Origin of the sequence: Streptomyces sp. NPDC052040 (genome assembly GCF_044548405.1) — a bacterium.
Classification (GTDB): domain Bacteria; phylum Actinomycetota; class Actinomycetes; order Streptomycetales; family Streptomycetaceae; genus Streptomyces.
Window position 1 is genome coordinate 1,748 of sequence record NZ_JBIUBV010000033.1, and the last position, 3,249, is coordinate 4,996.

Annotated in this window: 1 rRNA gene; it reads left to right on the forward strand. The window is 57.3% G+C overall.

The features are described 5' to 3' along the window. The first annotated feature begins 107 nt into the window (after positions 1–107). Positions 108–3,227, forward strand: a 23S ribosomal RNA gene (locus tag ACIHAA_RS31835). Positions 3,228–3,249 lie beyond the last annotated feature (22 nt).

A 3,249-nucleotide genomic window follows, 5' to 3' on the forward strand; every position in this document is an offset into this window, starting at 1 on the left:
CCGTCTGGTCGTCTCTCGGTGCCGGCCCCGGTAAAAGTCTGCTTCGGCGGGCTGTGACGGGTGGTTGGTCGTTGTTTGAGAACTGCACAGTGGACGCGAGCATCTGTGGCCAAGTTTTTAAGGGCGCACGGTGGATGCCTTGGCACCAGGAACCGATGAAGGACGTGGGAGGCCACGATAGTCCCCGGGGAGTCGTCAACCAGGCTTTGATCCGGGGGTTTCCGAATGGGGAAACCCGGCAGTCGTCATGGGCTGTCACCCGCTGCTGAACACATAGGCAGTGTGGAGGGAACGCGGGGAAGTGAAACATCTCAGTACCCGCAGGAAGAGAAAACAACCGTGATTCCGGGAGTAGTGGCGAGCGAAACTGGATGAGGCCAAACCGTATGCGTGTGAGACCCGGCAGGGGTTGCGTATACGGGGTTGTGGGATCTCTCTTCTGTCGTCTGCCGGCGACAGGACGAGTCAGAAACCGTTGATGTAGGCGAAGGACATGCGAAAGGTCCGGCGTAGAGGGTAAGACCCCCGTAGCTGAAACATTAGCGGCTCGTTTGAGAGACACCCAAGTAGCACGGGGCCCGAGAAATCCCGTGTGAATCTGGCGGGACCACCCGCTAAGCCTAAATATTCCCTGGTGACCGATAGCGGATAGTACCGTGAGGGAATGGTGAAAAGTACCCCGGGAGGGGAGTGAAATAGTACCTGAAACCGTGTGCCTACAAGCCGTGGGAGCGTCGGAACGTGCTTGCACGTTCTCGTGACTGCGTGCCTTTTGAAGAATGAGCCTGCGAGTTTGCGGTGTGTTGCGAGGTTAACCCGAGTGGGGTAGCCGTAGCGAAAGCGAGTCCGAATAGGGCGTTTGAGTAGCACGCTCAAGACCCGAAGCGGAGTGATCTAGCCATGGGCAGGTTGAAGCGGAGGTAAGACTTCGTGGAGGACCGAACCCACCAGGGTTGAAAACCTGGGGGATGACCTGTGGTTAGGGGTGAAAGGCCAATCAAACTCCGTGATAGCTGGTTCTCCCCGAAATGCATTTAGGTGCAGCGTCGTGTGTTTCTTGCCGGAGGTAGAGCACTGGATAGGCGATGGGCCCTACCGGGTTACTGACCTTAGCCAAACTCCGAATGCCGGTAAGTGAGAGCGCGGCAGTGAGACTGTGGGGGATAAGCTCCATGGTCGAGAGGGAAACAGCCCAGAGCATCGACTAAGGCCCCTAAGCGTACGCTAAGTGGGAAAGGATGTGGAGTCGCACAGACAACCAGGAGGTTGGCTTAGAAGCAGCCACCCTTGAAAGAGTGCGTAATAGCTCACTGGTCTAGTGATTCCGCGCCGACAATGTAGCGGGGCTCAAGCGTACCGCCGAAGTCGTGTCATTGCAGTATATAGCCCCAACGGGTGCTGTGATGGGTAGGGGAGCGTCGTCTGCCGGGTGAAGCGGCACTGGAAGGTAGTCGTGGACGGTTGACGAGTGAGAATGCAGGCATGAGTAGCGATACACACGTGGGAAACGTGTGCGCCGATTGACTAAGGGTTCCTGGGTCAAGCTGATCTGCCCAGGGTAAGTCGGGACCTAAGGCGAGGCCGACAGGCGTAGTCGATGGATAACCGGTTGATATTCCGGTACCCGCTGTGAAGCGTCAAACATCGAGCATCGTGATGCTAAGGCCGTGAAGCCGCCCCGGAGCCTTCGGGCAAAGGGGAGTGGTGGAGCCGCCGGCCCAAGCGGTTAGTAGGTGAGTGATGGGGTGACGCAGGAAGGTAGTCCATCCCGGGCGGTGGTTGTCCCGGGGTAAGGGTGTAGGCCGTGCGATAGGTAAATCCGTCGCATATTGAGGCTGAGACCTGATGCCGAGCCGATTGTGGTGAAGTGGATGATCCTATGCTGTCGAGAAAAGCCTCTAGCGAGTTTCATGGCGGCCCGTACCCTAAACCGACTCAGGTGGTCAGGTAGAGAATACCGAGGCGTTCGGGTGAACTATGGTTAAGGAACTCGGCAAAATGCCCCCGTAACTTCGGGAGAAGGGGGGCCACGCTCGGTGATCGGATTTACTCCGTGAGCTGGGGGTGGCCGCAGAGACCAGCGAGAAGCGACTGTTTACTAAAAACACAGGTCCGTGCGAAGCCGTAAGGCGATGTATACGGACTGACGCCTGCCCGGTGCTGGAACGTTAAGGGGACCGGTTAGCTCCATTTCGGTGGGGCGAAGCTGAGAACTTAAGCGCCAGTAAACGGCGGTGGTAACTATAACCATCCTAAGGTAGCGAAATTCCTTGTCGGGTAAGTTCCGACCTGCACGAATGGCGTAACGACTTCTCGACTGTCTCAACCATAGGCCCGGTGAAATTGCACTACGAGTAAAGATGCTCGTTTCGCGCAGCAGGACGGAAAGACCCCGGGACCTTTACTACAGTTTGATATTGGTGTTCGGTTCGGCTTGTGTAGGATAGCTGGGAGACTGTGAAGCGCTAACGCCAGTTAGTGTGGAGTCGTCGTTGAAATACCAGTCTGGTCGTGCTGGATGTCTAACCCGCGCCCGTGATCCGGGTGGGGGACAGTGTCTGATGGGTAGTTTAACTGGGGCGGTTGCCTCCTAAAGAGTAACGGAGGCGCCCAAAGGTTCCCTCAGCCTGGTTGGTAATCAGGTGTTGAGTGTAAGTGCACAAGGGAGCTTGACTGTGAGACCGACGGGTCGAGCAGGGACGAAAGTCGGGACTAGTGATCCGGCGGTGGCTTGTGGAAGCGCCGTCGCTCAACGGATAAAAGGTACCCCGGGGATAACAGGCTGATCTTCCCCAAGAGTCCATATCGACGGGATGGTTTGGCACCTCGATGTCGGCTCGTCGCATCCTGGGGCTGGAGTCGGTCCCAAGGGTTGGGCTGTTCGCCCATTAAAGCGGTACGCGAGCTGGGTTTAGAACGTCGTGAGACAGTTCGGTCCCTATCCGCTGTGCGCGTAGGAGTCTTGAGAAGGGCTGTCCCTAGTACGAGAGGACCGGGACGGACGAACCTCTGGTGTGCCAGTTGTCCTGCCAAGGGCATGGCTGGTTGGCTACGTTCGGGAGGGATAACCGCTGAAAGCATCTAAGCGGGAAGCCTGCTTCGAGATGAGGACTCCCACCCACTTGATGGGGTAAGGCTCCCAGTAGACGACTGGGTTGATAGGCCGGATCTGGAAGCACGGTAACGTGTGGAGGTGACCGGTACTAATAGGCCGAGGGCTTGTCCTCAGTTGCTCGCGTCCACTGTGTT